The organism is Bacillus sp. GC_Bacil_1, from assembly GCF_026540675.1.
In the GTDB taxonomy this organism is placed as follows: domain Bacteria; phylum Bacillota; class Bacilli; order Bacillales; family Bacillaceae_G; genus Bacillus_A; species Bacillus_A cereus.
Window position 1 is genome coordinate 1 of record NZ_JALNUG010000012.1, and the last position, 26,848, is coordinate 26,848.

Genomic DNA, 26,848 nt, shown 5'->3' on the forward strand with positions numbered 1-26,848 from the left:
ATGTTGGCTCGGTAGCTCAGTCGGTAGAGCAGAGGACTGAAAATCCTCGTGTCGGCGGTTCGATTCCGTCCCGAGCCACCATTTTTTTTATGCCGGCTTAGCTCAATTGGTAGAGCAACTGACTTGTAATCAGTAGGTTGGGGGTTCAAGTCCTCTAGCCGGCATCATTTAGGGGCATAGTTTAAAGGTAGAACTGAGGTCTCCAAAACCTCCAGTGTGGGTTCGATTCCTACTGCCCCTGTAAAGTATATGGGCCTATAGCTCAGCTGGTTAGAGCGCACGCCTGATAAGCGTGAGGTCGATGGTTCGAGTCCATTTAGGCCCACCATATATTATTCCGCAGTAGCTCAGTGGTAGAGCTATCGGCTGTTAACCGATCGGTCGTAGGTTCGAGTCCTACCTGCGGAGCCATGGCCCGTTGGTCAAGTGGTTAAGACACCGCCCTTTCACGGCGGTAACACGGGTTCGAATCCCGTACGGGTCATACAAAAAAGAGTCAGCATTATGCTGGCTCTTTTTTATTTTGTTGATCCTTTTTATCATGTTACTTTCCAGAAATAAATAAAGGAATTTTGGAAAAGCTATGGTATGTATAAAAAGGAGGAAATAAATAATGACACGAGTTAGAGACTTAATGAGTACCCATATTGTACATTGTACACCGCTAGACAATGTATATGAGGCAGCTGTAAAAATGAAGGAAGAATCGGTTGGGTTAATTCCTGTTGTTGAAAATGAGCAAGTTATTGGGCTTGTTACTGATCGAGATTTAGTTGTTCGAGGGATTGCTGAAAAACATCCTGGATCTAATAAAATTACAAATGTAATGACAACAAATATTATCTCAGTTTCTCCAAATGATTCTATTGAAAAAGCTACAGAGCTAATGGCACAGTATCAAATTAGACGGTTACCAGTAGTTGATAGTGGTCAGCTTATTGGCATGTTAGCACTAGGGGATTTAGCTATAAGGGAATCGGCAGATGATCAAGCTGGATTTGCCTTGAGCGAAATCTCAGAGCGGACAGAGTAAATTGAAACTTTAATTAACCGAGAGTTTAATGGTCAATCATAAAGAGCTAAATTATATATAAAGTTCAGATACATTATTCTAGTATATATGGATTAAACTAATATGTTAGCGTGATGTATCTGAGACATTATATAATAAGGATATGGTTAATAATTTCCACAGTTTTTTTAAATTTGTTATTCTTCATTTTTAATAAGAGAAAAGATGATATACTGATAGATATAAGTATTATGAGAGATTTTGAATATAACAATATTAATTTTTAGTGGTACGATAATAAATTAATATTTCCTACATAGATGAAAAGGGAAGGGGAATTATATGAAGGCTGTACAGGGCGATCCAAATTGGAATTTGGTTACAGATACATATATAGAACCAAATAATTTTGCTGAATTATTTTCTTTGCTTGTACCTTGTCACCCAAAAGGTGAGGGGAAAGAACGAACTATATTAGTATGGAAAGAGAAAGAATTTTATAAAGAAGAAAATTTAGCGGCATTTATCGTATATGGCATGAATAAAGTAAAGAATTTACCGCAGTTTCATAAAGATGAAATTCCAACTTTAGTGCGTATTCTTCGCTTATGCCAAGAGATTGGTTGGTATGAAGAGGCAAATGCTTTTATGATAGCACAAGGATTAGCTGAGTTTGTTCATACTTCATTGGAATATGAAACATGGGATCTTTTGACGCAATCAGTTGCTTTAAACTATTTAATTATTAAATATCGTATAGGTGAATTGACAGATAGGGATATTGAAATTTGGGATAGAGTTAAATTTAATGAGAAATGTATAACCGATTGTAAACATTTATTATCTCATAAAGAAGTATTGGAATTTACATTCTTTTATATGTGCAAGAGAGCGAAATCATTATCAAAAGAGCAATTAAATAGTGATATGATGAGTTTAGCAATGTATTGTAATACTTTCGTATATGATTTATATACACATGATTTATTACGGAAATATCGTAAGTGTACAGATTTCCTATCATATTATGGACCTAGTCAGGCAGTTTTAGCATGTCAAAGAGCTGTATTATCTCAAATTTCCGATCGCTTAGACCCATTAAAGACAACACATGTAGATGATTATTTATATGTAATGAAAGAAATGATGGAGCATATGACGATAGGAGTAATGGATCGATACGGTCATTTTATTGGAAAGCTACTATCTTATGTGCCATTTTTCGAGATGATACAAGTTCCACAGCATGCATATTATTGTGAAGAATTACTGTATATTTGTAAGGGCATTGAATATAAAGAAGAAACACTACGCAATTATATATTTATACAATTACATGATTGTTTACCATCATTCTTTAGGCTATTTCTTAAAAATAAGCGTTACGCAACGATTCATGATATTCTTTTCTATTGGTGCGATGACGAACAACGAATGAGCTTAGAGAAAAAATATAATCTGAGCTTTATTTATGAAAAATATGCTTGTGGATAAACAATATTTTCGATATGAAAAATTAATATAAATTAAAAAGGATCTCCAGTTTATGTGAGATCCTTTTTTGTTAGTAAAACAAGGAGAAAGTGATTAAAACAAGAAACAACATTCCATATAGGAGAAGTTGTGCAGTATAACTTCCTTGTATACCAAAAAAAGTATTGGCTTTCTTATACAAATGCAATATGTATTTTATTGGAGCATCTTTGAAAGATTGGTACACAGTGTCTCCTCTTTCTAAGCTTCTTGTTCTTGTTTTTGTTTTTGGTTATAAGGGACATTAATATATCTAGCTACAAATAATAAAACAGCCATAAAGAATACTGGAAATACAGTAGATAAATAAAAGCCATTACTAATTATATTTGTTATGAGAGCACTCAAAAGAAATATAGCGTTATAAATATGGGCAATTTTTTGTTTTAGTTGCACTTGAAATGATTCCATCATAATTTCTAATGCAACAAAAGCAATAATAATAGATAAAAATACAATGTTTGTATTGTAAATGATTAAACAACAGATTAAACCTAAAAAGGCTGCGTATTCAATTATAAGAGGTATATTGCGTGGCATACAATTTACCTAACTAAATATGGCAGTGGATTTACTGCATTTGTTTTTTCAAAATTCCATTCTCCATTATGTAATTCAAAATGAAGATGTTGCCCGTATGAATGACCTGTGTTGCCCATATGACCTACTAATTGTCCAGCTTGTACTTGATCACCAGTTTGTACAGTGCGATCCTTCATATGAGCATAAACAGTTGTATATAATTTCCCATTGATTTGATGCGCAATGAACACAACATTGCCATAGCTAGCTGAATAATAAGATTTCACAACTTTACCTGCAGCAGCAGCTTGGATAGAGACGTTCCCTGGAGCAGCAATATCTATACCATAATGCATTTGTTCCCAGCGTATATCAAAGGTTGAGCTAATTCTTCCTTGAGCAGGGAATTTGAAAGCAGCTGGAATAGATGAAGGCTGATCTGTTTTAGTCTGTGGTTGATTTTGTACTACATAGTGTTTTGCTACATATCCGTATCCTGTGCCAAAACGAATTTTATACCAAGTTCCTACAGTTTCTACTACTTGTACTTGTGTACCGTTTTGTAATGAACCGAGTAGAGCGCTACTTGTACTAGTGTTGCTACGTACATTCAGATTAGGTGTTGCAACAGTATATTTTGTATTATTTTGAACGGTGATTCCTTTTACTAAGGGTTGTGAACCATTAGTGATGAATGCTTTTTGTACGTAACCCGTTTGGCCATTATGTGATATTTTATACCATTCGCCTTGATCTTCTTGAATGGTAATAAACTTGCCATTTGGTAATACATCTAAAATGGAAGATTCTAAATTAGGTTCAGAGCGAACGTTTAATGCATTAGCATTGACGATGTATTGATCATTAGATTGAAGTTTGTTTTTTAGTAAAATAGCATCTTTTTGTACATAACCTACTTTATTATGAACAGATACTTTATACCAACCATTAGTTGTTTCAAGGATGTTCACTTTTGTATTAAAGCGAATTGTATCAATTGATGTGCTCTTTACGTTATCTTCTGTATGTAATGCTACTTGATCGACTTTGACATACCCAGTTTTAACATTAGATAATTGTTCAGCGTTTGCTTTTTGTACATTTGTTTCACCCATAGAAGGAAGTAAAGAAGCAATCGCTACAGTAGTTGCTGTTAAAGCAGTAGCTTTCATATTCATGGAATAGAGACCTCCTCTAGTTGTATAGTTGTAATTTTATTATAGTATAAAGATATAATATAGTGGGTGTATTCACATAAATGTAATATGAAATCAATATAAAAATAAATTTTTTGAGGATAATGATTCCTTTTTAAACAATTAATTGGAGTTTTATTTTCTAAAATAGAATGTATATATTGTATAACTTTAATTTTTTGTTGATAATTAAGAAAATTAAAATAGTTGATGATGTCTTATTAGGGTGTTATACTGACAGTGATAATTTTATAGTTTGCTAGGAGAGCTGGTGTTGCCAGCTGAGAGTAGGCCGTAAGCCTTTGATCCTTTTTATTACCTGATCTAGATTATGCTAGCGTAGGGAAGCAATTCGGACACTAACAATGAGTCCCCGTTTCTTTGCGTATAGAAACGGGGCTTTTTTATTTGAAAATTTCATATTGAAACCACTAGGGGTGCTTGATTTGCTGAGAGAGGAATAATCCTTAACCCTTATAACACCTGATCTAGGTAATACTAGCGAAGGGAAGTGGAACATCGAATAAATGTATAATTTTATTTGCTGTAACCACTTCTTATATATAGAAGTGGTTTTTTATTTAGATACATATATTGAAAGGGGATAGAGAAATGAAATTTTGCGATAGATTATTAGAAACTGTGCAACCGGTTTGGGAGATGAGTCATAATCATCCGTTTGTAGTGGGTATGGGAGATGGCACGTTAGAAAAAGATAAATTTCAGTATTATATTATTCAAGATTATTTATATCTACTAGATTATGCAAAATTATATGCGATTGGTGTTGTAAAAGCAACGAATCCACAAGTAATGGGAAAGTTCGCTGAACAAATTGATGGAATATTAAATGGCGAAATGACAATCCATAAACAATATGCAAAAAGACTTGGAATTTCTATAGAGGAGATAGAGTCTGCAAAACCGTCTGCTAAAAATTTAGCTTATACAAATTACATGATGTCTGTATCTCAAAATGGCACACTTGCAGAATTAATAGCAGCGCTTCTTCCATGTATGTGGAGCTACTGGGAAATTGGAAAGCGTTTAAATGATATTCCTGGAGCAAGAGATCATGAGTTTTTTGGTGAGTGGATTCAAGGATATAGTTCGGAAGAATACGGTAATCTTTGTATTTGGTTAATAGATTTATTAAATGAAATGGCAGTTGGAAAGTCTGAGAAAGAACTAGATAGATTAGAGGAGATTTTCTTATATTCCAGTCGATTTGAATATTTATTCTGGGATATGTCCTATCGTAAGGAGATGTGGGGATTTGAGGAGCAAGAACATACTACAGTTTCATAATGTTTCTTTTCATTACGATGAGAAATCAATCATCCATGAATTAAATGCTTCTATACATGAGAAAGAGTTTGTCAGTATTATCGGACCGAGTGGATGTGGGAAAAGTACTTTATTTCGCCTTATTACAGGCCTAGAGAAGGTAAGTACTGGAAAGATAGAACTGACAGAAACAAAGCACCATCTTGTAGGATATATGCCGCAAAAAGATATGCTTTTGCCGTGGAGAACAATTATTGAGAATGCTGCTCTGCCGCTAGAGTGCCAAGGTGTACAGAAGAAAGAAGCACAAGTAAAGGCAAAGGAACTGTTATATAAATTTGGTTTACAAGGATATGAGACAAAACATCCGAAAGATTTATCTGGTGGTATGAGGCAACGCGTATCTTTTATCCGAACTTTGTTAACGGGCGGGGAGATATTGTTATTAGATGAACCGTTTAGCGCGTTAGATGCTTTAACGAAGGCCTCTTTGCAAGAATGGCTGTTTGAACAATGGCAAGAGTGGGAAAAAACAATTTTATTCATTACTCATGATGTTGAAGAAGCGTTATTTCTTTCGAACCGAGTTTTAGTAGTGGAACAGCAGCCGATAACGACTTTGACTGAGCGGATTGTACCACTTGATCATAACAGAACACGAAAAGATTTATATAAACCGGAAGTATTAGCGCTGAAAGATGAGCTTCTTAGTATGTTACAAAGGCAGGTACTTGTGTGATGAACCGATTGAAAGAATTAGTTCCTGCTATTACACTTTCTAGTATTTTACTAGCTGTGTGGGAAATAGGAGCAAGAATTGTAGATGAGATGTACATTTTACCGTCACCGTCTGCGATTGTAATGAAGATATGGAAACTAAAAGACATATTATTTACGGTTCATTTACCTGCAACGTTATACGTCGTTTTAATAGGTGTTGTTATTTCTATCGTATTAGGTGTAGGGCTAGCGATGTTAATGAATGCGAGTACATGGATGGAAAGAGCATTTTATCCATTATTAGTTGCTTCACAAACGATTCCGATTACTGCGCTTGCTCCGCTATTTGTTTTATGGTTTGGATACACAATTTGGAGTAAGGTTGTTGTCACAGTTTTAATTACGTTTTTCCCGATTGCGGTCAATACGTATGATGGACTGCGTAGTACAAAAAAAGAATGGGAGGAGCTCTTAGTTACATATGGAGCAACGAAAAGAAATATTTTTCTTAAATTAAAGTTGCCGTCTGCTCTTCCTTATTTTTTCTCAGCTTTAAAAATTGCAGTTCCGCTTAGTGTTATCGGAGCAGCAATTGGAGAATGGCTCGGTGCACAAGCTGGACTTGGATATTTCAGTAAGAGAATGATGACGCAGTTAGATGGAGCTGGCGTATTTGCACCCATTGTATTGTTATCATTATTAGCTATTTTCTTCGTCGTACTTATTTCCATATTAGAAAAGAAATTCATTAGTTGGAGGAAGCATTCATGAAATTTTTAAAGCGCATCTTTGTGTTTACATTATTAATTGCAATGATTACAGGATGTTCAAGTAATTCAGCATCAGAAAAAAGTAAAAAAGAGAAAGAAATAACAGTCATGTTAGATTGGTATCCAAATGCGGTACATAGCTTTATTTATGCAGCAATTGAAAAAGGATACTTTAAAGAAGAAGGTGTAAAGGTAAATATTAAATTCCCTTCTAATCCGACTGATCCATTAACATTGGCAGCAGCAGGGAAGGTGACAGTTGGCTTGTATTATCAGCCAGATGTTGTTATGGCAAGAGCAAATGAGCAAATTCCAGTGAAATCAATTGGGGCTGTCGTACGTTCACCATTAAATCATGTCGTATCGCTGAAAGCAGCGGGTATTCAATCACCGAAAGATTTAGAAGGAAAAACAGTAGGATATTCTGGAACACCTTTAAGTGAGATGTATTTAAAAACGATGGTAAAAGAAGCTGGTGGTAATCCTGATACAGTGAAAGTAGTTGATGTTGGATTTGATTTAGTGCCAGCCTTAATTACGAAAAAAGTGGATGCGGTAACAGGGGCATACATTAATCATGAAGTACCGGTTATGCGTCATGAAGGCCATGAACCAGCTTACTTTAATCCAGCTGATTACGGAGTACCGAACTATCATGAACTTGTGTTTGTAACAGGTGATAAAACGTTGAAAAAAGATAAAGAAGCGTTGCAAGCTTTCTTACGTGGTACGAAAAAAGGCTATGATTTCATGAAGAAAAACCCAGATGAAGCATTGAATATTTTATTAAATCATCAAGAAAAAGAAAACTTCCCACTTGTGCCAGAAGTTGAAAAGGAAAGTATGAAAATTTTATTAGAGAAGATGGAAACGAAAGATGAGCCATTTTTATCAGATTCAAAAGAATCTTGGGAGAAACAAAATAAATGGCTGAAGGACAAAGGAATGACGAAAGAAACCGTTCCAGCCGATGAACTATTCGAAAATATTTTAAAGTAGGCGAATGAATATGAAAAATGAGCTCCACGTAATCTCAAATGGCCATATGCCATTCGAAGAGTTAGTGAATGTAGCGATGCAAATTGAGAGTGAGATTGATTATTTGCATATTCGTGAGCGTGAGAAGAGTACGAAGGAGTTATATGAAGGTGTGGAAAGTCTTTTAATGGAAGGCTTTCCGGCTTCTAAAATTGTCATAAATGATCGAATTGATATTGCAATTTTATTAAATATTCCTCGTGTTCAACTAGGGTATCGAAGCACAGATGTAAAGTCAGTGAAAGAAAAGTTTTCGTATTTGCATGTCGGTTATTCTGTGCATTCGCTAGATGAAGCGATAGTAGCATTTAAAAATGGAGCAGATTCACTTGTTTATGGTCATGTATTTCCGACAGATTGTAAAAAAGGTGTGCCAGCGAGAGGGCTTGAAGAAATTTCTGACATTGCAAGGTGTTTATCTATACCGATTACAGCAATTGGAGGAATTACTCCAGAAAACGCAGTGGATGTCCTTACTAACGGTGTAAGCGGTATAGCAGTTATGTCCGGAATTGTAAGTAGTAGTGACCCGTATAGCAAAGCTAAATCTTATAAGGAATCAATAAGAAAGTGGGCGGAAAAACATGTGTGAGAAGTATGATGTAGCGATTATTGGTGGTGGTGTAATTGGTAGTTCAGTTGCACATTTTCTAGCAGAAAGAGGACATAAAGTAGCGATTGTAGAGAAGCAAAGAATTGCATCGGAAGCTTCGAAAGCAGCTGCTGGTTTACTTGGTGTTCAAGCAGAATGGGATGCGTATGATCCGCTATTTGAACTTGCTAGAGAAAGCCGAGCTATATTTCCACAACTTGCAGCAGTTTTACGTGAAAAGACGGGTATTGATATTGGATATGAAGAAAAAGGAATTTATCGTATTGCTCAAAATGAAGATGAGAAGGAAAGAATTCTTCACATTATGGATTGGCAGCAAAAAACAGGTGAAAATTCCTACTTTCTAACGGGAGACCATGTGCGGGAAAAAGAGCCGTATCTATCGGAATCCATTATAGGAGCAGTATATTATCCGAAAGACGGTCATGTTATTGCACCAGAGCTTACGAAAGCATTCGCACATTCTGCGGCAATGTCAGGTGCTGATATATATGAACAGACAGAAGTGTTTGATATTCGTATTGAAAATAATAAAGTGACTGGAATTTTTACGAGCGAAGGTATTGTCACATGTGAGAAAGTCGTTATTGCAGGAGGTTCATGGAGCACGAAGTTACTCAGTTATTTTCACCGCGATTGGGGTACATATCCAGTTAAAGGAGAAGTGGTTGCGGTAAAGAGTAGAAAACAACTTTTAAAAGCACCTATTTTTCAAGAAAGATTTTACATTGCTCCAAAGCGCGGTGGGCTTTACGTAATTGGGGCAACAATGAAGCCCCATACGTTCAATAAAACTGTGCAGCCAGAAAGTATAACTTCTATATTGGAGCGTGCTTATACAATATTGCCAGCTTTAAAAGAAGCAGAATGGGAAAGTACATGGGCAGGATTAAGACCACAATCGAATCATGAAGCTCCTTATATGGGAGAGCATGAAGAAATAAAAGGTTTATATGCTTGTACTGGGCATTATCGAAACGGTATTTTATTAAGTCCTGTTTCTGGTCAGTATATGGCTGATTTAATAGAAGGAAAGCAAGAAAATCATTTGCTAGATTCATTGCTTTCTAGAAGAGTTTAGAAAGGGGATGGAAGTTTGAAGTTAAAAATTAATGGTAACCAACTTGAAGTGCCAGCGAGTGTAAAAACAGTAGCTGAGCTACTTACACATTTAGAACTAGATAACAGAATTGTTGTAGTAGAGCGTAATAAAGATATTTTACAAAAAGATGATCATACAGATACATCTGTTTTTGATGGAGACCAAATTGAGATTGTAACTTTCGTAGGAGGCGGTTGATTATGTTAAACATTGGACCATTTTCATTTCATTCTAGACTTTTATTAGGAACAGGTAAATTCCCTGATTTTGACGTACAGCAAAAGGCAATTGACGTTTCTGAAGCTGAAATTTTAACGTTTGCGGTACGTCGTATGGATATCTTTGATGCAAAGCAACCTAATTTATTAGAGAAACTTGATGTGAAAAAATATACGTTATTACCAAATACAGCAGGGGCAAAAAATGCTGAAGAGGCTGTTCGTATTGCAAAATTAGCAAAAGCGTCTGGGCTTTGTGACATGATAAAGGTAGAAGTTATTGGTGATGATAGAACGTTATTACCGGATCCGGTAGAAACGTTAAAGGCATCTGAAATGTTACTGGAAGAAGGATTTATCGTACTTCCGTACACATCTGATGATGTTGTATTAGCACGTAAATTACAAGAGCTTGGCGTGCATGCGATTATGCCAGGAGCATCTCCAATCGGATCCGGACTTGGTATTGTAAATCCATTAAATTTGAGCTTCATTATTGAACAAGCGACAGTACCAGTTATCATCGATGCCGGTATTGGTAGCCCAGCTGATGCGGCATTTGCAATGGAATTAGGAGCAGATGGCGTGTTATTAAATACAGCTGTATCAGGAGCGAAAGATCCTATTAAAATGGCGCAGGCAATGAAATTAAGTATTGAAGCAGGCCGTTTAGGATTTGAAGCAGGTCGTATTGCACGTAAGCGTTGTGCAACTGCAAGTAGTCCTTTAGAAGGAATGAGCGTAGTTGAATAATCGATATTCTCGCCAAGAACTATTTTCTCCAATTGGAGAAGAAGGACAGCAAAAGATAAGAGAAAAGCATGTGCTTATTATCGGTGCAGGTGCATTAGGTAGTGCAAATGCAGAGATGTTTGTAAGAGCAGGTGTTGGCAAGATAACAATTGTTGACCGTGATTATGTAGATTGGAGTAATTTACAAAGACAACAATTGTATGCAGAGAGCGACGTAAAGAATAATCTTCCAAAAGCTATAGCGGCTAAAAAACGTTTAGAAGAGATTAATAGCGATGTAACAATAGAAGCTCTCGTTCAAGATGTAACAGCTGAAGAGCTAGAAGAACTTGTTACAAACGTTGATGTAATGATTGATGCGACTGATAATTTCGAAACACGCTTTATTGTGAATGATATAGCACAAAAATATTCTATTCCATGGATTTACGGTGCATGTGTAGGTAGTTACGGTCTTTCTTACACAATCCTTCCTAGTAAAACACCATGTTTATCATGTTTATTACAGTCGATTCCGCTTGGCGGGGCAACATGTGATACAGCGGGTATTATATCACCTGCTGTATCTCTTGTCGTTTCTCATCAAGTAACAGAAGCTCTTAAACTGTTAGTAGAAGATTACGAATCACTTCGAGATGGGCTTGTATCGTTTGATATGTGGAAGAATGAGTATTCATGTATGAATGTACAAAAGCTTCGCCAGCATAATTGTCCTTCATGTGGAGAGAATGCATTGTATCCGTATTTAAATAAAGAGAACACATCAAAAACAGCAGTTTTATGCGGGCGAAATACAGTTCAAATTAGACCACCTCATAAAGAAGAAATGAATTTTGAACAATATAAAGAGTTGCTGGAAGGTCGCGTGAATGATTTAAATGTAAATCCATATTTATTATCATTTTCTGTTGAAGACAAGAGGTTAGTCGTCTTTAAAGATGGCCGTGTGCTCGTACATGGAACGAAACATATAAGCGAAGCAAAAACGATTTATCATCGCTATTTTGGATAGAAAAGGATGAGTGGGATGAAAGTGAATAAAGCTTTAACAATTGCAGGATCTGATAGCGGCGGCGGTGCTGGAATTCAGGCAGATTTAAAAACATTCCAAGAGCTTGGTGTATACGGAATGACGGCTATTACGGCAATTACTGCTCAAAACACGCTTGGCGTTCAAGGGGTATATCCTGTTCCGTTAGAAGGTATTACAGAACAGCTGAATTCAATTGGTACGGATTTAACACCAGATGCAGTGAAACTAGGAATGTTATTTAGTAGTGAAATAATTCAAATTGTTGCAGAACAAATTAAAAAATTTGGCTGGAATAATATTGTGCTAGATCCCGTTATGATCGCAAAAGGTGGTGCATCATTATTACAGCAAGAAGCAGTTCATGCATTAAAAGAATATTTATTACCAGTAGCAACCGTTATAACACCGAATGTTCCAGAAGCAGAAGTGTTAACTGGGATGGAGATTCATAATGTTGAAGATAGTAAGGAAGCTGCAAAAGTATTGCACGAATTAGGTGCTAAATATGTGCTTATGAAGGGCGGACATGCAGAATATCAAGGTAATGAAGTAATTGATTTCCTCTTTGATGGAGAAGAATTTATTGAGTTTAGAAGCGAGCGAATTCCTTCAAAGCAAACGCACGGAAGTGGGTGTACATTTGCTTCAGCGGTTACAGCAGGACTTGCGAAAGGATACTCAATTGAAGATGCTGTTCAAGAAGCAAAACGATTTATTAGTATAGCAATTGAAGAGCCATTGAATATTGGTAGTGGTCATGGACCGACGAATCATTTTGCGTATAAAGTGAATAGAACGCGTGTATAGGTAAGTGAAAAGCCAGTTTTATAACTGGCTTTTTTTCTGTTTACTTTTTCAAAATACAGGAGTAATATATCAGCCAGAATATATTTTTTTGTAAACGCTGAGTCCAATTATATGGAGCGGAGGAACCAATTTGTGCAGTGTCACTAGGGGTGAATCTTTCAAATTTGAAAGTAGGGCTACTCTCAAAGCCCGAATCCGACAGCTAACTTCGTAAGCGTCTTGAGAGAGGACGGTGCCATGATGGATACATCACTTCATCGATCTGATTAGTATAGGGGAATATCAATCTATGTTTGATTTCTTTTATACTAAGGAGGATGAGGTACATGGAACTAACACTTATTTGTGTTGGAGAAGAAAGCAAGGTTAAGAGTTTAAGAGAGCTAGTAGCATTTCAGCATGAGTTAATTATTTTTACAGCAAATGAAGAGGTAGCGGCTGAAGTTAGGAATTGTGGGTTTGATTGGACTTATAGTTGTAGTAAGGAGCAGGATTTTACTAGTATTTGTGAGTGCATTAAGAAGGTGATTTTACTAGGGGATGAGCTTCCAATCGTTAGTTTCTTCACAGAACACATTCGTTTTTCTTTTCAAGCACCTATTACTGTTGTTACAAGGAATAAACGATATCCAGCGAGGCTCTATGAAACAATTGGAGCTAAGTTTGTCGTGTTTACAAATTGTGATAATATTTCTTTTTTATTTTTTGAATAGGGCGGGGGAAGAAATGATGAAGGTACTATTACTTGGAGATATAGCAAATCGTTGGGCAGTATCGGTAGAGCGAGTTCAAGAATTGGTTCAGATTGATCCCCTTTTTCCCGGGCCATATATTATATTACCGTCAAAAGATGCTTTGTATTTAGAGATGGATATTACCGAGTATGAGCAGCTACATGCAGAATTGACACAAGTTTATATTCGTGGGAGAAATTTACGTGCATTTTTACGAGGAGAATAAAGGTTGAATAAAAAAGAGCGAATGCTGAGTGCAACAAGCTATGCACTTCATGTCATTCGCTCTTTTTATTTCATATTTAAAAGGTCATTTTTAAGAAAAGAGAAGAGAAATAAAGAAAATAGATGAAATAATAGTAATAATCTTCAATGTAAGCGTTTAAACGAATGTAAATATTATTATTTTCAGAAATTTAGCCCTTTACAAGTGAAATATAGAGGAGTATATTTACTCTCATAAATCATTCATAAAATTTCCAAAAAAACCTAAAATCGCTGAGTTCCAGAAATGGAGCGGGGGAACCAATTTTGTGCATCGTCACTTGGGGTGAATCTTTCAGTTTTGAAAGTAGGGCTACTCTTTAGGCCCGAATCCGACAGCTAACCTCGTAAGCGTTTAGAGAGGAGGTTTACTTTTTGTTGTTCATTTTTTGAACACTGAGTAGAGCTCAGTGTTCTTTTTTAATATTTTAATGGTAAATTTTTACAAAAAGAAGAGAGGGATAGTTATGTTAGATGTTGTAATGGTCGGGATTTTTATTTTATTAGTTGCATCGATGGCAAGTCTTGCAAGTTGGTCAGATAAAGTTGTGAAAGAAGGAAAGCAATCATGATGATTGTCTTATCGGTTATTGTCGCAGCAATTACAGTGTATTTAGTGTATGCATTATTAAATCCAGAGAAGTTTTAATTAGGGGGAATCATTCATTATGATTTGGGTTGCAGTCATTATTACAATGCTCTTGTTTATTTTAGTAGCAAAGCCAACGGGGATTTATTTAGAAAAAGCTTTTCAAGGTAGCAAAACGTTAGATAAAGTATTCGGGCCTTTTGAAAAACTTATTTTTAAAATTACGGGTGTAAAAGCATACAATCAAACGTGGAAACAGTACGCATTATCATTAGTTTTATTAAATGGATTTATGATCGTTGTCGTATACTTCATTTTCAGATTACAAGGTGTGCTGCCACTAAATCCAGCGCATATTGAAGGGATGGAGCCTACGCTCGCTTTTAATACAGCAATTAGTTTTATGGCTGATACAAACTTACAGCATTATAGCGGTGAAAATGGTTTATCTTATTTATCACAATTAATCGGAATTACATTTTTAATGTTTGCGGCACCAGCAACGACATTAGCGCTCGTTATGGCTTTTATAAGAGGACTTGCTGGAAAAGAACTTGGTAACTTTTTCGTTGATTTTACGAGAGCGTTAACGAGAGTGTTTCTTCCTATCGCATTTATTGCGGCACTAGTTTTTGTCGCACTTGGTGTACCACAAACGTTAGATGGGGCGGTTACAGCACAAACGATTGAAGGTGCAAAGCAAAGTATTTTACGTGGACCTGTTGCATCATTCGTTTCCATTAAGGAACTTGGGAATAACGGCGGTGGATTTTTCGGAGCAAACTCTACGCATCCTTTCGAAAATCCAGGACAAATGAGTAATATTTTGCAAATGATGCTTATGATGTTATTACCAACAGCACTTCCATTTACGTACGGACGAATGGTCGGAAATAAAAAACAAGGTCGCATCCTTTTCGTGTCACTATTTATGGTGTTTTTACTAGGATTTATAACGATTACGACATCTGAACTAAACGGGAATCCGGCATTAAATGGAATGGGTATCGAACATGTACAAGGAAGTACAGAAGGGAAAGAAGTACGATTTGGAACAGTATTTTCTTCACTATACGCAACAGTAACGACAGCTGCTGAAACTGGTGCTGTTAATACGATGCATGATACGTTAACACCAATTGGCGGTCTAGTTCCACTTGTAAATATGATGTTAAATACAGTGTATGGCGGCGTTGGAGCAGGCTTTGTAAATATTATTATGTATGCAATTATCGCGGTGTTTATATCTGGGTTAATGGTTGGACGGACACCAGAGTTTTTAGGTAAAAAGATTGAAGGTAAGGAAATGAAATTAATCGCGGTCACGATTTTATTTCATCCATTGCTCATTTTAGGATTTTCGGCATTAGCTCTTTCAACAAATTTAGGGACGGATGCTATTTCTCATTCTGGTTTCCACGGTTTAACGCAAGTTGTATATGAGTATACATCGTCAGCTGCGAATAACGGATCTGGATTTGAAGGATTAGGAGATAATACACCGTTTTGGAATATTACGACTGGTTTAGTTATGTTTTTAGGACGCTACTTTAGTTTAATTACGATGCTAGCTGTGGCAGCTTCGCTGAAAGAAAAAACGGTAGTGCCAGAAACAGTCGGAACGTTCCGCACAGATAATAGTTTATTTGGTGGTATCTTCATCGGAACAATTGTAATTGTCGGTGCATTAACATTCTTCCCGATGTTAGTACTCGGACCAATTGCAGAATTTCTTACATTGAAGTAATGGAGGGTAAATGATGAGACCGGTAGTAGTAAAAGAAAAACAATTAAATGAGTCACAAATACATGCTGTAGAAGATGAAGTTAGACAAGCGAAAACGATGGATCGTGATATCGTAACACATGCGATGAAACAATCCGTTGCGAAATTGAATCCGAAAGTCATGATAAAGAATCCGATTATGTTCGTTGTGGAAATTGGGTTTATCATTACGTTCATTTTATCTTTTCTTCCAAGCAGTTCTAGTAGTATACCAGGATGGTTTAATATAACAGTTTCTCTCATTCTATTATTTACAGTTTTATTTGCGAATTTTGCAGAAGCATTAGCAGAGGGTCGTGGTAAAGCGCAAGCCGATTCTTTAAAGCAGTCGAAGAAAGATGTGTTTGCAAATGTTGTAAAAGAAAATGGAGACATTGTCCAAGTTTCAGCAACTGATCTTAGAAAAGGTGACGTTGTTATCGTAAAACAAGGAGAAATGATTCCGAATGATGGCGAAGTAATCAAAGGATTAGCATCTGTAGATGAATCTGCAATTACAGGGGAATCAGCTCCTGTTATAAAAGAAGCAGGCGGTGATTTTTGTTCCGTAACAGGTGGAACGATGGTCGTAAGTGATGAAATTACAATTGTCATTACGAGTAATCCTGGTGAATCATTTATCGACAAAATGATTTCTTTAGTAGAAGGAGCTGCTCGTCAAAAAACGCCAAATGAAATTGCTTTAAATACAGTATTAACGAGCTTAACTCTTATTTTCTTGATCGTCGTTGTGACGTTGCCGATTTTTACAAATTATTTAGGGTTTCAAATTGATACAGCTGTACTCGTAGCATTGTTAGTATGTTTAATTCCAACGACAATTGGTGGTTTGCTATCAGCGATTGGTATTGCTGGGATGGACCGGGTGACAAAATTTAACGTGCTAGCGATGTCAGGGAAAGCAGTAGAAGCTGCGGGCGATATTAATACAATTATTTTAGATAAAACAGGTACAATTACTTTTGGGAATCGGATGGCTCATACATTATTGCCTGTAGGAAATGAAACGATTGAGCAAGTTGGAAAGTGGGCCGCTATTAGTTCTGTTTTAGATGAAACGCCAGAAGGTCGATCTGTTATCGAGTATGTGCAGGGAAAATCTATATCATATAATAGAGAACTTGCAGAACAAGGGGAGTTTGTTCCGTTTAAAGCAGAAACGAGAATGAGTGGTGTTGATTTACAAGACGGAACGAAAGTGAGAAAAGGTGCTGTCGGTGCCGTTATTGAATGGGTTGGGTCACAAGGTGGAACAATTCCGAAAGATGTAAATCAAAAAGCAGACTTAATTTCAAAAGAGGGCGGAACACCACTTGTAGTTGCAGTAGATAATCGTATTTACGGTTTAATTTATTTAAAGGATACAGTAAAACCGGGTATGCGTGAGCGTTTTGAACAGTTGCGCCAAATGGGGATTAAAACGGTCATGTGTACAGGTGATAATCCGTTAACAGCAGCAACGATTGCAAAAGAAGCAGGGGTAGATGAATTCGTTGCCGAGTGTAAACCAGAAGATAAGATTGCTGTTATTAAAGCAGAGCAAGATAAAGGGAAACTTGTAGCGATGACAGGTGATGGCACAAATGATGCTCCGGCATTAGCACAGGCTGACGTTGGATTAGCGATGAATAGTGGTACGACAGCTGCGAAAGAAGCAGCAAATATGATTGATTTAGACTCGAATCCAACGAAAATTATTGAGGTTGTAGGAATTGGGAAGCAATTGTTAATGACACGTGGTGCGTTGACGACATTTAGTATTGCGAATGATATAGCGAAATATTTTGCAATTATTCCAGCAATGTTTACACTTGCGATTCCGCAAATGGAAGCACTAAACATAATGAAGTTAACATCACCACTGTCAGCGATTTTATCAGCATTAATATTTAACGCTGTTATTATTCCACTACTCATTCCGTTAGCGATGAAAGGTATCGCATATAAACCGATGAGTTCTAATGCATTGCTTAGCCGAAACTTACTTATTTATGGACTTGGCGGAGTGATTGTTCCATTCATTGGAATTAAGGTAATTGATATAATTGTCGGTTTGTTCATATAAGGAAGAGGGGAAAAAGATGGAGAAGAAACAAAGTATACTATCACCAATTATCCGTATTACTTTTACATTTCTAGTGTTGTGTGGACTTGTATACCCACTTATTGTTACTGGTATTGCACAAGCCGTGATGAAGGATAATGCGGATGGAAGTCTAATATATAATGATAAAAATGAAGTGATTGGTTCTAAATTAATCGGGCAAAACTTCACGGATCCACGTTATTTTCAAGGGCGTGTTTCTAGTATTGAATATAAGGCAGAAGCATCTGGTTCAAATAACTATGCACCATCTAATCCAGATTTAGAGAAACGAGTAGAGAAAAGTATTGAAGAGTGGAAGAAACAAAATCCGAGCGTTCCAGTAACAGAAGTACCGATAGATTTAGTGACAAATTCAGGTTCAGGGCTTGATCCTGATATTAGTCCAAAGGCGGCCTCGGTGCAGGTGGATCGCATTTCGAAATTAACGAATATTCCGAAAGAAAAACTTAATCAATTGATTAAAGATCAAACAGAAGGTGCTGCACTTGGTTTATTTGGAGAAGATCGAGTGAATGTCTTAAAGCTAAATTTAGCATTACAAAAATTAATGAAATAGTAACAGTGCTACCTCAATCTAATGGATTGAGGTAGCGTTGTTTCGAATGAAAGGCAGTGTTTATTTTGTATGCGGATGATTATGAACCGAAGTTTCAAAGGCGAACGCCAGAGGAATATTTAGAATATATTCGGCAACAAAATCGGGGAAAGTTAAAGTTATATGTAGGGGCAGCTCCAGGCGTAGGAAAAAGTTATAAAATGCTCTTTGATGCAAGGGAAATGAAAAAAGATGGAATTGATATTGTAATTGGTTTAATTGAAACGCATGGAAGAAAAGAGACGGAAGAAGCAATTGCTGATTTAGAAAAAGTTCCTTTGAAAGAAATACAGTATAAAGGAAAGGTATTTTATGAGCTTGATGTGGAAGGAATAAAAAAACGCGCGCCTCAAGTAGTCGTAGTGGATGAACTTGCGCATAGTAATGTTCCTGGTTCTAAACATAAGAAACGTTATATGGATGTGCAGGAATTGTTAGAGGCTGGTATATCGGTATTATCAGCTTTTAATATTCAACATTTAGAAAGTGTTCATGATATTGTAGCTCAAATTACGAATGTAAAAGTAAGAGAACGAGTTCCAGATTTTATTTTACAAAAAGCAAATGAAATTCAGCTCGTTGATGCAACACCGGAAGTACTTCGGAAGAGGTTAATAGACGGAAAGATATATAAAGAAGAAAAAATTCAGCAAAGTTTACAAAATTTCTTTACGCTTAATAATTTAGGAGCACTTAGGGAATTATCACTTCGCGAGGTTGCCGATGATATGGACGAGAAAATTAGCCAAACAGTAATAGAACCAATTGGCGTAAAAGAAAAAATTCTTGTTTGTGTACAATACAGTTCAACAGCGGAGAAATTAATAAGACGGGGATGGCGCATGGCTGATCGGTTAAACGCTGAATTGTACGTATTAAACGTTGAGAGGGAAAATATAGATTCTATTTCAGCTAGAAAAAAGCAGACGATTGAAGAGTGGAAGTTGCTAACGAATCAATTTGATGCAAGTTTTGTATTAGAAGAAGCAAAGGGAAGAAAGCCAGCAGATGTTATTATTGAAGCCGCAAAAAGATTACAGGTAACGCAAATTTTACTTGGGCAATCGGCAAGAACTCGTTGGGAAGAAATACGAAAAGGTTCGATTGTAAATGAGATTATGAGGCAAACGAGGTATATTGATATTCATATTGTTGCGGATCAAAGAGGATAAATAGAGCCGACCTTTTTGGGGGCTCTATTTTGCTTTTTGTACAGAATGAAAACTTAGCATTTTCATTGCATATAAGATTACAAGTAAAAACATAATTGCGCCTAGGAAGAAAATCCAAAAGTAATTTTGGTTAAATAAAAGAAATCCACCTACAAGTGGCCCTGTGCTCATACCGAGATAGCGGATGAAGTTGTACATACCGATAGCTGTTGCACGTTCTTGCACGAATTCTTCTGTTAATAAAGTAGTGTGAGTTGGCATAGAAAGTCCCATACTAAAACCGTACAAAGATGTAACGATAATGATGAATGGGATATTGATGCTATATGTGAAAGAGAATAAAACGACACATATAATATTGAAGAAACTCGTAATAAATAAAGTTTGCTTTGTTGTGAGGCGTTTTTGCAAAAACTTGTAGCAAAAACTTCCTAGCATGATAGAAAGAGACATTGGTACAAACATAAGACCAATTTCATTTGCAGCTTGATGAAATGAATTTGCTAAAATGCTCGGTAAAAAAACGAGAAAGCAAAAGTAAATACAAAATTGAATGAAGCCAATAAGAGTAATAGAAAATCCAGTTTTATTTTTTAAGATAAGAGAGTAATTCTTTTGTGCTTTAGACTGCTTAATTACATTTGGCTTTGTTTCTGGAAGTAGTGAAATGTTTATAATTAATAAGATAATGCCAAGTGTAGATAAAAAGAGAAATACAGATAAGTGACCATTTATACTGCCAAGAAATCCACCTATGAGAGGAGCCATTGCAGGTGCGAGGGCAAGTAACATTTGGTATAGGCTCATCGCTTCTCCGCGTTCTTTTCCTTCAAATAAATCGCCGATAATCGTTGCTGAAACTACAGGTATAGCTTGAACAGCTCTAAAAAAGAGAAATAAATAAATGTTTGCCGAAAAGGCACATCCGATAGAACCAATTGTACTAATGACTAAACTAGGGATAAGGACAGATTTTCTCCCTTTTGTATCAATTAAAGGTCCATATACGAGCTGCATAATTGCAAGAACGAATGTGAAAAGTGAAACTGTTACATTTACAAGATAAAGAGAAGTGTGAAAAGAATTTTGAATCATCGGTAAGATAGGTGTGTAAATATTTTGAGCGAAGGAACCGAGTAAGGCACTAATACAGACAACATATAAAATGAAAGTTAGTTTAGATTTTTTCATCTTGTTAACCTCCTTGTGATTTAGTTTCCTAAGAAACTAAATTTATTTTAACATGATTTTCTTACTTGTAAAGATGAAAAAATGGTTTTAAAATGGTATATAGTTAAATTGTTTCTTTGGAAACTTAGGAGGCGAACGGATTGAAGCATGCAACGAAGCAAATGGAAATACTGTCGGACATTCGTACACTTTTGCATAAAAAAGAAGAACATTTAAAACGACAAAATGAGAAGTTTCTTCGTGAGACAGGCGTAAGTAGTATGTCTTTATCTGAGTTACATGTAATCGAATGTATCGGAAAAAATGGTTTGATGAATGTAACGGCAATTACGACAGAAATGGGCATGACGAAGGGAGCAATCTCTAAAATTTGTACAAAGTTGTTTCAAAAGCAATTCGTTGAGAAGATGCAAATGTTAGATAATCAAAAAGAAATCTTCTTCAGCTTAACGGAGAGTGGGAATGAAATATATAAAGCTCATGAAAAATTGCATAAGCAAGCTGAAGAAAAGTGGTTGTTACTTTTAGATGGATATACGAAAGAAGAGCAAGACTTTATTCAAAGGTTTATAAAGGATGTCTCCGGTCATTTGGAAATATAATTGGAAGAAAAAACTCCTTTTTCTCAAGGCTTTTAAATATAATTTCTGAAAGAACTCATATATAATAGAAAAAGATAATTAACATGGTGAATAATTAAAGAGTCAATATATATAGAGGAGAGAGTAACATGCTTGAAAATACGGGGTTAGTATTAGAAGGCGGCGGTATGCGTGGTGTATATACGGGTGGGATATTAGAATACTTTATGGAACAAGATTTATATTTTCCATATGTAATCGGTGTATCAGCTGGTGCTTGTCATGCAGCGTCGTATCTTTCCAGACAAAGAAATAGAAATAAAACGGTCAATATTGATTATGCATCACATCCGAAATATTTATCGTATAAAAACTTATGGAGAAAACGTCAACTATTTGATATGGATTTCATTTTTCATGAAATCCCAGAAAAGCATGTTCCGTTTGATTTTGAAACATACTTTAATAGCCCAGAACGTTTCCTTGTAGGAACGACGGATTGTGAAACTGGGCAATCTGTTTATTTTGAAAAAGAAGGAACGAATGATGATGCGCTAAATTTATTACAAGCGTCTAGTTCATTGCCTTTCATTGCACCAGTAGTAAATTACCGTGGTAAGCAGTTATTAGATGGCGGGATTTCTGATCCAATTCCAGTTCGTAAAGCACAGGAAGATGGATTTAAAAAATCAGTCGTTATTTTAACGAGAAATCATGGTTACGCGAAGAAAAAATCAAAATTCGGATGGATTGCAGGAAAAGCTTATAAAAAATATCCGAATCTTGTTAACACGATGTTGAATCGTTATGAAGTGTATAATGAAACACTTCACTATATTGAAAAAGAAGAGCAAGCTGGTAATTTATTTGTTATTCGCCCAGAAGTGCCGCTTCAAGTAGATCGTATGGAAAAAGATACAGCAAAACTACAAAATTTATACGAGCAAGGCTATGAAGATGCAAAGAGACAATTTGCAGATTTGCAGGCGTTTTTGCAAAAATAATAATTAGGCTGTGGAGAAGAATTTCTCTGCAGCCTTTTTATATTGCTACTTATACGTTACTTTTTAAAAATGTATGAATGTTTAAGTGTTTAAAGAGTTTGTAAAACATCGGGGTTTCTTGTTGAGGAGAATTTATTTGAAGGATATTATGATGATGTAGCGCTACTAAAATATTAAATTTATGAGGTGATTGTTAATGAAAGGAAAAGTTTTTTCAATTACGACTTTAGTATTATTAGCAACATCAATCTCAACAAGTGCATTCTATCCAACTCTAAGCGGTCACAAAAGCGGTAACCTACTATCTTATAGAGCTCAAACTACTACGAATCAAAATGCATCTCGTTGTTCAGTAGCAATTTCTTTTATTAAATCAAATGGAAATAATTCATATATTGAAAGCGCTTCAGACAAATTAGGGTCCCATGAATCTGGAAGAGCATTAAACGCAACTGTGAGTAATGGTGCATATAACGCCTTTGGTGCAAAAGGACTATACTCGGAGCATTATGCAAATGAGAATAATGACTATCAAGAAGATACACACAAAGGTACTTTTGATAGTAACGGTAACTTACGATTACAGTGGTAAAAAGCATTAAACAGTTGTCTTTATAAATATTTGGATAAGGAGAAGGGGATGTTCATCATCTCCTTCTTATTTAAAAGGAGCACAGACATGTACCTAGCTTTTAAAAATATAAAAAGCAATAAACTGTTTTTCTTAATTCTCCTTATGTCATTTTTTATTTCTTTTCTTTCTATATCAATAGCCGCACTTTTAACAGAATCTAAACGAAACTTTATATCTGCTTTTCAAATCGGTTTTCCAGAGAAGAATCAAATTTTAACTGTTCCGATAGCGAATGCAACTGAATTGGAAGAGATAATTCCTTTCATACAAGATATTTTTGTTAAAAGTGATATTTATGTAGAGCATTTAAAAGCATTAAATAGTTCAGGGGCAACAAAGATTATAGCTGTGAACTTAAAAGATGATTATTATTGGAAGCCATATATTTCTGAAGGACAATATTTTCATCGTGAAAATGTAAACGATATGGTTGTTGGCGATCAAACGAATGTAGAGGAGTTATATGAATTTGATGATACATATAAAAAAATAGGAACTATATCAAGAAAAGACAGTGACGTCGGTGTAGCAGGTATATACGTTCCACTTCAAAACTTACCTACTATATCTAAAAAAGGTATTATCGCGAGTAAACAATTACAATTAACAGTTGTTAATCCTACATCATCTATTCATAACGAAATAAAAAAGTTTATGGATAGGAGTAAAGAAGTGCTTTCGGGAGATGTTCAAATACTGAATGAACGAGATCTTCAGGAACTACATGTGACACATATAGATCCAGCAAATAAGTATTATTATAAATTTATTCTTGTTGCAATTGTTTCTGGCATTTCTGCGGTTTTATTTTGGATTTATAAAAAAGAAAGAGAGATTTCATTAAAAAAAGCAGTAGGTGCTTCTAATATATCTATTTACTGCGAACTATATATTCAAATTTTGTTTATTTCTCTAGTGGCGATGCTGTTGGTTTTTCTGGTGTTAGAAATGTTTTCTGGAACAATTCATACGTATTTTCAGACATACTTATTAAAACCGTTAACACCATATGTATTGGTATGTAATATTGTTTTTATAATTTTTCTTACAATTTTTGTTACTGTAATTCCAATCAAGCACATTATAAATATATATCCCGGAAAACATTTAAGAACGTAGGAGGTCTTCATGTTTTTTATATTTGATTCTATACGGTCTGTGAAAAAACGGTTGTTACCAAGTTTGATTATAGTAATTTCTTTAATTATTGCATTTTCTTCAGCAATAGAATTTGTTAGTAATCTTTCGGGATATCGAAAAATGATGACGGTAGCAAATAATTTATCGACTCATAAAAATTTCTATGAACTTTATGCGACGCAAGATATAACATTGTTTAGCGAAGAAAAAGCAAAAAGTGATTATCAACATTTCATGCAAGGGTTATCTAATACGATACCAATAACAAATAAAACAAATTATTTGTTCCGTAACTATTCACTTAGTTTAAAAAAAGAAAATGGAACGATAAAGACTCTTATTGTTGATAAAGATATTAATAAGTACTTTCATATACGAATTTCACAAGGAAGATATTTTGAGGAATCGGAATTTCATAAATCAGTATTTGATATTAGACCTGTTATATTAGGGGCTAATTATATAGAAAAGGTATCTATTGGTGATGTTATACCATCTGGAAAAATGAAGCTAAAAGTAATTGGCTTTTTAGAAAAAAATTCACCATTTACATATCCTCGAAGTGGTGAAATATCGGATAATCGTATTACATTATTAGATGACATGGCGATTTTACCAATTGGAACAGAAGAAATAGAGTTCTATAGTGTAGAACTTTTATACAATGGGTTAATTATAGAAACAAAGGAGCAGATAAATATAAATGAATTTCAAAAGAAAGTATTAAAGGTAACGGAAGGTAAGGGTTATTCGTATTATGTTACAAATCCGAATAAATTGTTAGAAAATGAAAAACAAGGTATTGATAATATGTCATACCCCTTATTATTAAGCGGTACAGTCTTATTTTTTTCATTTCTATCTATTGTATTGACATCAATGGCAGCACTTTATATGGAGCGTAAAAATATTTCTATTAAATCAGCGTTAGGTGCAAGCACTTTTCAAATATGTCTTCCATTTATTATTGAGTATATGTTGCTATTCGTTTTAGCGATATGTATAGGAATAATGTATTTTCAATGGGAGAATAGCGGAGTAATTGAAATTCAGAAAGGGCTAGAAAATAGTATAGTATCTTTCTTTGGAACGTTAAAAGTCTCTATAGAATCATTGGTTGTTATAGGTGCTTTATCACTTGTAATGATCCTCGTTATATATGCAATCATTTATTTCAATGTACTAAAAATAAAAAATACATATATGAAAGAGGTGTTATAGATGATTCAGCTCGCAAATGTGGCTAAGGGCTTTGGAAAGAATAATTTTAGTGCTTTAAAAGATATTAATCTTACAATAGAAAAAGGCGAAATGATAGCCATTATGGGCCCCTCTGGTTCGGGGAAGTCTACTCTCCTTAACATTATTGGCTTAATCGATAGCCCCTCTGCTGGAAAGTATTTTTTAGATGGAATGGATACGAGTACATTAAAGCAAAACTATCATAAGTATAGAAACACGGAAGTTGGATTTGTGTTTCAGAACTTTTCGCTACTCGATGATTATACGATTATTGAAAATGTAATGCTGCCACTTATATATAGAAGAATTTCTCATAAGAAACGTATGCAAATATCAAAAGAAATGCTGAAAATGGTAGGGCTTGAGAGGCATATTAACAAATATCCTTACGAGTTATCAGGAGGAGAACAGCAAAGAACAGCAAAGAACAGCAATAGCAAGGGCTTTAGCACAAGATACAAAAATTATACTTGCTGATGAACCGACTGGTGCTCTTGATCAAGAAAATGGGGAAAAAATTATGAGTATTTTACAAGAGATTAATAAAGAAGGAAAAACAGTGCTAGTTGTTACACATGATCAAAAGGTAGCTGCATATTGTCAGAGGACGATACGGTTACTTGATGGTTGCATGGTATAATATGGATAATGTTGTGCGAAGAGGTGATACATATGGAAAATGTATATAAAGGACTTAGGCATACCGGATTTACTGCTATGCTTATTTTTGGAGGGGTATTTCTACTTCGCTGGCTCATACATGATGAGATGCTACTGGATCAGCTTATTGGATTTAGTGTAGGAATGGTAATGGTTGTTTCGTCAGTTTTCATTCAAAAGTATAGTAAAGAATTACAGATGAATGAGAAATATTAATAATTTTTAACTGCTGTTATCTTTTTCATAGTTTAGTAATCGTGGAGGCTTTCGTGTGATTTTCTTATTTGTAGTATATTTTGTTTTCATTATGACGTTGGTAATTACGTTTCTTCTTTCACAAAAGTCATATAAGAAGCCTGTTATTAAATATATACCAACGTTAGTATTGTTTATTTTGGCTTTCATTTCTTCTGCTATGTTTGTATTGAATAATGGAATGGGAGAGCTGATGATATCGGTCTCTTTAGGGGTTGCAGCGATAGTGAACGGTCTTTTACTTCTTGTTTTGAAAGTAGTTCGTGTGATTGTTGCAAAGGGAAAGTAGA

At 35.3% G+C, this 26,848-nt stretch carries 31 protein-coding genes, 6 tRNA genes, 1 pseudogene and 4 riboswitches; of the genes and pseudogenes, 35 read left to right on the forward strand and 3 right to left on the reverse strand.

The annotated features are described in order from the left end of the window. Window positions 1–5 precede the first annotated feature (5 nt). The 8 genes from OXT04_RS18330 (at window position 6) to OXT04_RS18365 (ending at window position 2,506) form a co-directional block, all read left to right on the forward strand. Window positions 6–81, forward strand: a tRNA-Phe gene (locus OXT04_RS18330). 10 nt (window positions 82–91) lie between these two features. Further along, a tRNA-Thr gene (locus tag OXT04_RS18335) sits at window positions 92–164 on the forward strand. Between the two features lie 6 nt (window positions 165–170). Further along, window positions 171–241 (forward strand) — tRNA-Trp (locus OXT04_RS18340). Window positions 242–251: 10 nt separating this feature from the next. Then, window positions 252–328: transfer RNA gene (locus tag OXT04_RS18345), tRNA-Ile, on the forward strand. 8 nt (window positions 329–336) lie between these two features. Next, a tRNA-Asn gene (locus tag OXT04_RS18350) sits at window positions 337–411 on the forward strand. 1 nt (window position 412) lies between these two features. Continuing rightward, window positions 413–484, forward strand: a tRNA-Glu gene (locus tag OXT04_RS18355). A gap of 129 nt (window positions 485–613) precedes the next feature. Continuing rightward, entirely contained in the window at window positions 614–1,033 is a 420-nt protein-coding gene (locus tag OXT04_RS18360) for a CBS domain-containing protein (RefSeq protein WP_016513712.1), read from the forward strand. 321 nt (window positions 1,034–1,354) lie between these two features. Beyond that, window positions 1,355–2,506, forward strand: a complete 1,152-nt coding sequence (locus OXT04_RS18365; RefSeq protein ID WP_000648915.1) for a DUF3965 domain-containing protein — start codon at window positions 1,355–1,357, stop codon at window positions 2,504–2,506. A gap of 240 nt (window positions 2,507–2,746) precedes the next feature. Here the strand turns inward: OXT04_RS18365 and OXT04_RS18370 are convergent, their stop codons facing one another. Further along, complete coding sequence (locus OXT04_RS18370) at window positions 2,747–3,085, reverse strand: hypothetical protein (protein WP_001137818.1); 339 nt, start codon at window positions 3,083–3,085, stop codon at window positions 2,747–2,749. Between the two features lie 5 nt (window positions 3,086–3,090). Beyond that, entirely contained in the window at window positions 3,091–4,245 is a 1,155-nt protein-coding gene (locus OXT04_RS18375; protein ID WP_267416512.1) for an SH3 domain-containing protein, read from the reverse strand. 269 nt (window positions 4,246–4,514) lie between these two features. After that, window positions 4,515–4,626, forward strand: a riboswitch (TPP riboswitch). A 60-nt stretch (window positions 4,627–4,686) separates the two neighbouring features. After that, window positions 4,687–4,790: riboswitch (TPP riboswitch) on the forward strand. An 85-nt stretch (window positions 4,791–4,875) separates the two neighbouring features. Here OXT04_RS18375 and tenA point away from each other — a divergent pair. From tenA to kdpDN, 19 genes are all read left to right on the forward strand, one after another. Next, window positions 4,876–5,571 (forward strand): thiaminase II, encoded by a 696-nt coding sequence (gene tenA / locus OXT04_RS18380; RefSeq protein ID WP_000666826.1) that lies wholly within the window; start codon window positions 4,876–4,878, stop codon window positions 5,569–5,571. Further along, window positions 5,540–6,289 (forward strand): ABC transporter ATP-binding protein, encoded by a 750-nt coding sequence (locus OXT04_RS18385; protein ID WP_097821455.1) that lies wholly within the window; start codon window positions 5,540–5,542, stop codon window positions 6,287–6,289. Before tenA ends, OXT04_RS18385 begins: the two co-directional genes overlap by 32 nt. Beyond that, window positions 6,289–7,041, forward strand: coding sequence for an ABC transporter permease (locus OXT04_RS18390; protein WP_097821454.1), 753 nt, complete (start codon window positions 6,289–6,291; stop codon window positions 7,039–7,041). The genes OXT04_RS18385 and OXT04_RS18390 overlap by 1 nt, the downstream gene beginning before the upstream one ends. Next, window positions 7,038–8,039 carry an ABC transporter substrate-binding protein gene (locus OXT04_RS18395; RefSeq protein WP_098570425.1) on the forward strand — a complete coding sequence of 334 codons (1,002 nt, stop codon included), beginning with the start codon at window positions 7,038–7,040 and terminating at the stop codon, window positions 8,037–8,039. Before OXT04_RS18390 ends, OXT04_RS18395 begins: the two co-directional genes overlap by 4 nt. A gap of 10 nt (window positions 8,040–8,049) precedes the next feature. Beyond that, window positions 8,050–8,670: a thiazole tautomerase TenI gene (gene tenI / locus OXT04_RS18400; protein ID WP_000787167.1), complete on the forward strand. Its 621-nt coding sequence runs from the start codon at window positions 8,050–8,052 to the stop codon at window positions 8,668–8,670. Then, window positions 8,663–9,772, forward strand: a complete 1,110-nt coding sequence (gene thiO / locus OXT04_RS18405; RefSeq protein WP_097821452.1) for a glycine oxidase ThiO — start codon at window positions 8,663–8,665, stop codon at window positions 9,770–9,772. Before tenI ends, thiO begins: the two co-directional genes overlap by 8 nt. A gap of 15 nt (window positions 9,773–9,787) precedes the next feature. Further along, entirely contained in the window at window positions 9,788–9,991 is a 204-nt protein-coding gene (thiS, locus tag OXT04_RS18410; protein ID WP_016082796.1) for a sulfur carrier protein ThiS, read from the forward strand. A gap of 2 nt (window positions 9,992–9,993) precedes the next feature. Then, window positions 9,994–10,764, forward strand: coding sequence for a thiazole synthase (gene thiG, locus OXT04_RS18415; RefSeq protein WP_043936747.1), 771 nt, complete (start codon window positions 9,994–9,996; stop codon window positions 10,762–10,764). After that, window positions 10,757–11,776 (forward strand): thiazole biosynthesis adenylyltransferase ThiF, encoded by a 1,020-nt coding sequence (thiF, locus tag OXT04_RS18420; RefSeq protein ID WP_267416527.1) that lies wholly within the window; start codon window positions 10,757–10,759, stop codon window positions 11,774–11,776. Before thiG ends, thiF begins: the two co-directional genes overlap by 8 nt. Window positions 11,777–11,791: 15 nt before the next feature. After that, a complete protein-coding gene (gene thiD, locus OXT04_RS18425) occupies window positions 11,792–12,604 on the forward strand; it encodes a bifunctional hydroxymethylpyrimidine kinase/phosphomethylpyrimidine kinase (RefSeq protein WP_029441655.1) in 813 nt (270 codons plus the stop codon). An 85-nt stretch (window positions 12,605–12,689) separates the two neighbouring features. Further along, window positions 12,690–12,837, forward strand: a riboswitch (cyclic di-AMP (ydaO/yuaA leader). 93 nt (window positions 12,838–12,930) lie between these two features. Then, window positions 12,931–13,317 carry a hypothetical protein gene (locus OXT04_RS18430; protein WP_016082793.1) on the forward strand — a complete coding sequence of 129 codons (387 nt, stop codon included), beginning with the start codon at window positions 12,931–12,933 and terminating at the stop codon, window positions 13,315–13,317. A gap of 13 nt (window positions 13,318–13,330) precedes the next feature. After that, window positions 13,331–13,564 carry a hypothetical protein gene (locus OXT04_RS18435; RefSeq protein WP_002025339.1) on the forward strand — a complete coding sequence of 78 codons (234 nt, stop codon included), beginning with the start codon at window positions 13,331–13,333 and terminating at the stop codon, window positions 13,562–13,564. 3 nt (window positions 13,565–13,567) lie between these two features. Beyond that, window positions 13,568–13,690: a hypothetical protein gene (locus OXT04_RS18440; RefSeq protein WP_001034421.1), complete on the forward strand. Its 123-nt coding sequence runs from the start codon at window positions 13,568–13,570 to the stop codon at window positions 13,688–13,690. A 134-nt stretch (window positions 13,691–13,824) separates the two neighbouring features. After that, window positions 13,825–13,970, forward strand: a riboswitch (cyclic di-AMP (ydaO/yuaA leader). Between the two features lie 99 nt (window positions 13,971–14,069). Continuing rightward, entirely contained in the window at window positions 14,070–14,174 is a 105-nt protein-coding gene (locus OXT04_RS18445) for a SipW-dependent-type signal peptide-containing protein (protein WP_000887894.1), read from the forward strand. Beyond that, window positions 14,174–14,251 carry a K(+)-transporting ATPase subunit F gene (gene kdpF / locus OXT04_RS18450; RefSeq protein ID WP_223153441.1) on the forward strand — a complete coding sequence of 26 codons (78 nt, stop codon included), beginning with the start codon at window positions 14,174–14,176 and terminating at the stop codon, window positions 14,249–14,251. Before OXT04_RS18445 ends, kdpF begins: the two co-directional genes overlap by 1 nt. A gap of 19 nt (window positions 14,252–14,270) precedes the next feature. Then, entirely contained in the window at window positions 14,271–15,938 is a 1,668-nt protein-coding gene (gene kdpA, locus OXT04_RS18455; RefSeq protein WP_000638330.1) for a potassium-transporting ATPase subunit KdpA, read from the forward strand. A 13-nt stretch (window positions 15,939–15,951) separates the two neighbouring features. Beyond that, a complete protein-coding gene (gene kdpB / locus OXT04_RS18460; RefSeq protein ID WP_043936749.1) occupies window positions 15,952–18,042 on the forward strand; it encodes a potassium-transporting ATPase subunit KdpB in 2,091 nt (696 codons plus the stop codon). 16 nt (window positions 18,043–18,058) lie between these two features. Further along, window positions 18,059–18,640, forward strand: coding sequence for a K(+)-transporting ATPase subunit C (gene kdpC / locus OXT04_RS18465; RefSeq protein ID WP_000412607.1), 582 nt, complete (start codon window positions 18,059–18,061; stop codon window positions 18,638–18,640). A gap of 56 nt (window positions 18,641–18,696) precedes the next feature. Further along, window positions 18,697–19,851: a KdpD-like non-kinase potassium sensor gene (kdpDN, locus tag OXT04_RS18470; protein ID WP_267416541.1), complete on the forward strand. Its 1,155-nt coding sequence runs from the start codon at window positions 18,697–18,699 to the stop codon at window positions 19,849–19,851. A gap of 24 nt (window positions 19,852–19,875) precedes the next feature. Here kdpDN and OXT04_RS18475 read toward each other — a convergent pair whose 3' ends face one another. Next, window positions 19,876–21,042: an MFS transporter gene (locus OXT04_RS18475; RefSeq protein ID WP_267416542.1), complete on the reverse strand. Its 1,167-nt coding sequence runs from the start codon at window positions 21,040–21,042 to the stop codon at window positions 19,876–19,878. Between the two features lie 140 nt (window positions 21,043–21,182). Here OXT04_RS18475 and OXT04_RS18480 point away from each other — a divergent pair, with 140 nt between their 5' ends. The 8 genes and pseudogenes from OXT04_RS18480 (at window position 21,183) to OXT04_RS18515 (ending at window position 26,847) form a co-directional block, all read left to right on the forward strand. After that, entirely contained in the window at window positions 21,183–21,644 is a 462-nt protein-coding gene (locus OXT04_RS18480) for a MarR family transcriptional regulator (protein ID WP_000679681.1), read from the forward strand. A gap of 128 nt (window positions 21,645–21,772) precedes the next feature. Further along, a complete protein-coding gene (locus tag OXT04_RS18485; protein ID WP_000892676.1) occupies window positions 21,773–22,627 on the forward strand; it encodes a patatin-like phospholipase family protein in 855 nt (284 codons plus the stop codon). A gap of 196 nt (window positions 22,628–22,823) precedes the next feature. Next, complete coding sequence (locus OXT04_RS18490) at window positions 22,824–23,219, forward strand: hypothetical protein (RefSeq protein WP_000676983.1); 396 nt, start codon at window positions 22,824–22,826, stop codon at window positions 23,217–23,219. 87 nt (window positions 23,220–23,306) lie between these two features. Beyond that, window positions 23,307–24,380 (forward strand): ABC transporter permease, encoded by a 1,074-nt coding sequence (locus tag OXT04_RS18495; protein ID WP_016513708.1) that lies wholly within the window; start codon window positions 23,307–23,309, stop codon window positions 24,378–24,380. A 9-nt stretch (window positions 24,381–24,389) separates the two neighbouring features. After that, entirely contained in the window at window positions 24,390–25,622 is a 1,233-nt protein-coding gene (locus OXT04_RS18500) for an ABC transporter permease (protein ID WP_000465078.1), read from the forward strand. Continuing rightward, window positions 25,623–26,283, forward strand: a pseudogene (locus tag OXT04_RS18505) (ABC transporter ATP-binding protein). Window positions 26,284–26,291: 8 nt separating this feature from the next. Then, the gene (locus OXT04_RS18510) at window positions 26,292–26,519 is read left to right on the forward strand and encodes a hypothetical protein (protein ID WP_072939990.1); all 228 of its coding nucleotides are present in this window, start codon (window positions 26,292–26,294) and stop codon (window positions 26,517–26,519) included. Window positions 26,520–26,574: 55 nt separating this feature from the next. After that, window positions 26,575–26,847, forward strand: a complete 273-nt coding sequence (locus tag OXT04_RS18515; RefSeq protein WP_000576483.1) for a hypothetical protein — start codon at window positions 26,575–26,577, stop codon at window positions 26,845–26,847. Window position 26,848 lies beyond the last annotated feature (1 nt).

Excerpts from the sequence above, each read along its gene's own strand:
- tenI (WP_000787167.1), top strand. The coding sequence starts at position 8,050 with ATGAAAAATGAGCTCCACGTAATCTCAAATGGCCATATGCCATTCGAA.
- OXT04_RS18430 (WP_016082793.1), top strand. The coding sequence starts at position 12,931 with ATGGAACTAACACTTATTTGTGTTGGAGAAGAAAGCAAGGTTAAGAGT.
- kdpF (WP_223153441.1), top strand. The coding sequence starts at position 14,174 with ATGATTGTCTTATCGGTTATTGTCGCAGCAATTACAGTGTATTTAGTG.
- OXT04_RS18365 (WP_000648915.1), top strand. The coding sequence starts at position 1,355 with ATGAAGGCTGTACAGGGCGATCCAAATTGGAATTTGGTTACAGATACA.
- OXT04_RS18395 (WP_098570425.1), top strand. The coding sequence starts at position 7,038 with ATGAAATTTTTAAAGCGCATCTTTGTGTTTACATTATTAATTGCAATG.
- thiD (WP_029441655.1), top strand. The coding sequence starts at position 11,792 with ATGAAAGTGAATAAAGCTTTAACAATTGCAGGATCTGATAGCGGCGGC.
- thiG (WP_043936747.1), top strand. The coding sequence starts at position 9,994 with ATGTTAAACATTGGACCATTTTCATTTCATTCTAGACTTTTATTAGGA.
- tenA (WP_000666826.1), top strand. The coding sequence starts at position 4,876 with ATGAAATTTTGCGATAGATTATTAGAAACTGTGCAACCGGTTTGGGAG.
- OXT04_RS18435 (WP_002025339.1), top strand. The coding sequence starts at position 13,331 with ATGATGAAGGTACTATTACTTGGAGATATAGCAAATCGTTGGGCAGTA.
- OXT04_RS18500 (WP_000465078.1), top strand. The coding sequence starts at position 24,390 with ATGTTTTTTATATTTGATTCTATACGGTCTGTGAAAAAACGGTTGTTA.
- OXT04_RS18495 (WP_016513708.1), top strand. The coding sequence starts at position 23,307 with ATGTACCTAGCTTTTAAAAATATAAAAAGCAATAAACTGTTTTTCTTA.
- OXT04_RS18360 (WP_016513712.1), top strand. The coding sequence starts at position 614 with ATGACACGAGTTAGAGACTTAATGAGTACCCATATTGTACATTGTACA.
- OXT04_RS18510 (WP_072939990.1), top strand. The coding sequence starts at position 26,292 with ATGTTGTGCGAAGAGGTGATACATATGGAAAATGTATATAAAGGACTT.
- kdpB (WP_043936749.1), top strand. The coding sequence starts at position 15,952 with ATGAGACCGGTAGTAGTAAAAGAAAAACAATTAAATGAGTCACAAATA.
- OXT04_RS18390 (WP_097821454.1), top strand. The coding sequence starts at position 6,289 with ATGAACCGATTGAAAGAATTAGTTCCTGCTATTACACTTTCTAGTATT.
- kdpC (WP_000412607.1), top strand. The coding sequence starts at position 18,059 with ATGGAGAAGAAACAAAGTATACTATCACCAATTATCCGTATTACTTTT.
- OXT04_RS18490 (WP_000676983.1), top strand. The coding sequence starts at position 22,824 with ATGAAAGGAAAAGTTTTTTCAATTACGACTTTAGTATTATTAGCAACA.
- OXT04_RS18485 (WP_000892676.1), top strand. The coding sequence starts at position 21,773 with ATGCTTGAAAATACGGGGTTAGTATTAGAAGGCGGCGGTATGCGTGGT.
- OXT04_RS18445 (WP_000887894.1), top strand. The coding sequence starts at position 14,070 with ATGTTAGATGTTGTAATGGTCGGGATTTTTATTTTATTAGTTGCATCG.
- OXT04_RS18370 (WP_001137818.1), bottom strand. The coding sequence starts at position 3,085 with ATGCCACGCAATATACCTCTTATAATTGAATACGCAGCCTTTTTAGGT.
- OXT04_RS18375 (WP_267416512.1), bottom strand. The coding sequence starts at position 4,245 with ATGAATATGAAAGCTACTGCTTTAACAGCAACTACTGTAGCGATTGCT.
- kdpA (WP_000638330.1), top strand. The coding sequence starts at position 14,271 with ATGATTTGGGTTGCAGTCATTATTACAATGCTCTTGTTTATTTTAGTA.
- thiO (WP_097821452.1), top strand. The coding sequence starts at position 8,663 with ATGTGTGAGAAGTATGATGTAGCGATTATTGGTGGTGGTGTAATTGGT.
- OXT04_RS18475 (WP_267416542.1), bottom strand. The coding sequence starts at position 21,042 with ATGAAAAAATCTAAACTAACTTTCATTTTATATGTTGTCTGTATTAGT.